1 pseudogene is annotated in these 1,875 nt (G+C 69.3%); it reads right to left on the reverse strand.

The annotated features are described in order from the left end of the window. A pseudogene (locus IZR01_RS48975) lies at positions 1 to 1,875 on the reverse strand (ATP-binding protein); the annotation flags it as partial.

Raw genomic sequence — 1,875 nt, forward strand, 5'->3', positions numbered from 1 at the left:
GGTCGTCGGTGGTGGCGCGGCGGGGTGTGGTTTCGCCGGGGGCGATGTAGGTGTGGTCGTAGTGGGACATCAGCACGTCGCGGGCCGCGGTGAGTGTGGGGGCCCAGTATTGGGCTTGGCCGTTGGGGCCCATGACGCGGTCGTAGCCGCCGATGCCGAAGTTGTCTTCGGCGGAGACGCCGCCGGAGAAGTCCAGGGCGTGTTTGCCGGTGAGTACCATCGCCGAGTCCGGGGTCATGACTAGTACGCCGCGGGTGTGCATGAGCATGGTGGCTTCGGCGTTCCAGTAGGGCTGGGCGCCGACGTTGATGCCGTTGACCACGACGTTGATCTCACCGCCGGCCTGGGTGAACTCCACGATCCGCTTCAGTGCCGCGGCTACCCAGTCCATGTTCTCGGTCCCGGACTGCATCGAGACCCGTGCCCCGGAGGACAGCGCGTACCACTCCAGCGGGACCTGCATCCGCTCGGCCAGATCCAGAGCAGCGATCACCCGGCGACACTCCGGCTCCGACAGCGCACCCAACGACTTCGTCGGGTCACCCAGCAGCAGGACCCGAGTGACGCCCTGCCGGTGCCGCCGGGTCCGGGTGCTGATCACGCCGGCCACCATCGCCGCGGTGTTGCGGCCCTTGGGCCGGTCCACCGGGACCAGGGTGTGGGTGTCGTCGAGGTCGTGCTCGGCGAAGTCGCCGAGGGAGTCGACGAGCTCGTACGGGTACACCGTGCCGCGGCTGGCCGCGCGCATCACCTTGAGTCGGTAGTCGTCCAGCGGCTCGATCGGGTCCAGGGTGGGCTCGCCGACGCTGAGCGAGGGCTCGCCCGCGGTGTCGAAGCGGACCCGGACCGCGATCTTGATCAGCTCGCCGGTCTTCCAGGACCGCTGGCGGCCGATGAGCTCGATCTCCTCCAGGCCGGCGCCGACCGTCGAGGGCAGGATGCGCTTGGCGATCAGGTACAGCTCGGAGCGTTTGATGTTCGACACCGGCCACAGGTAGACCACCACGCGGTTGGTGCTGAACCGCTTGTTGGACGGCCGCCGCAGCTGCGCGCGCCGGATGGAGTCCACGCACGCCGCGATCGCGTCCTCGGCGGTGGGCAGCGCCACCAGCCGGCCGTCGTGCTCGCGTAGTTCGGTCAGGTCGCGTACCTGCGTGAACGCGACCAGCCGGTCGTCGGCCGGGTTCTCGCGGGCCACGCACTGGTACAGGTACACGTCCTCGTCGGAGGACGGCAGCCGGGTCAGGTCGAACTTGTTCAGCCGCTCCAGCTGCATCCGCTCGGCGATGTAGGGGTGCAGGCCCCGGATCAGCCGTTCCTCGGTCATGCCGGTGCTGGAGCGCCGGAAGGTGAAGTGGTGGTGCATCACCGCGTTGCGGCGCCCGGCGACCGTGGTCGTCACCCGCCGCACCTGCTGCGGCAGCGGGTGCGCGCTGATCACGTGCTGCAACTGGGTGGCGGCTTCGTCGGTGTCGGGCTGGTTCTCCCACAGCAGGTAGATGTCGGCGTCCAGGGCGCCGCCGGACGTCTCCAGCTCGGCCAGTCCAGCCAGTCCGTCCAGGGCGTCGCCGAGCCGGTCGAAGGGCACCGCTGCCGAGACCAGGCGCGAGCCGTCACGTTCGGCGACCACGAACGAGGTGCCGGCTGCTTGAGTGGTCTGCACGCCGGTCAGGCCCTTGTTGCCGTAGTAGCGCCGGGTCAGGACCTCCAGCATCGCCGAGTTGTCCAGGTCCGGGTGCACTAGACGTTGTGCCAGCAGCCGGACCAGCGGCTCGGTGCTACGCACTATCTCGGCGATCCGCTCGCCGCGGTCTTCGGCCTGCGGGTTCTCGTCGAGGTATCGCAGGTTCTTGCGGACCCCGGCGTAGACCCGGG

Origin of the sequence: Catenulispora pinisilvae, from assembly GCF_015356865.1 — a bacterium.
GTDB classification, from domain to species: domain Bacteria; phylum Actinomycetota; class Actinomycetes; order Streptomycetales; family Catenulisporaceae; genus Catenulispora; species Catenulispora pinisilvae.